This is a genomic window from Neisseria sp. P0001.S007, from assembly GCF_051963655.1.
In the GTDB taxonomy this organism is placed as follows: domain Bacteria; phylum Pseudomonadota; class Gammaproteobacteria; order Burkholderiales; family Neisseriaceae; genus Neisseria; species Neisseria subflava_A.
Genome location: NZ_JBQCUB010000046.1, coordinates 1 through 268, shown reverse-complemented (window position 1 = coordinate 268; position 268 = coordinate 1). Strand labels below are relative to the sequence as shown.

General features: G+C 50.7%; 1 protein-coding gene. It reads left to right on the top strand.

Annotated elements, in window-relative coordinates; all coding sequences use genetic code 11:
- Window positions 1-268, top strand: a 268-nt coding sequence (locus ACTHRE_RS11145) for a transposase (RefSeq protein ID WP_440345149.1), incomplete at both ends; no start/stop codon positions are given.

The following is a 268-nucleotide window of genomic DNA, read 5'->3' as shown; positions in this document are numbered from 1 at the left end:
AGGAAAACCGGCAACATCTGAAAGAGCATCGGTTGTTGGACGGCATTATGCGCAAAGCCCACCGCAACCGTCCGCTGTCGGAAGTGCAAACCAAACGTAACCGATATTTGTCGAAAACCCGTTATGTGGTCGAACAAAGCTTCGGTACGTTACACCGGAAGTTCCGCTATGCGCGGGCAGCCTATTTCGGGCTGATTAAAGTGAGTGCACAAAGCCATCTGAAGGCGATGTGTTTGAACCTATTGAAAGCCGCTAACAGGCTAAGTGC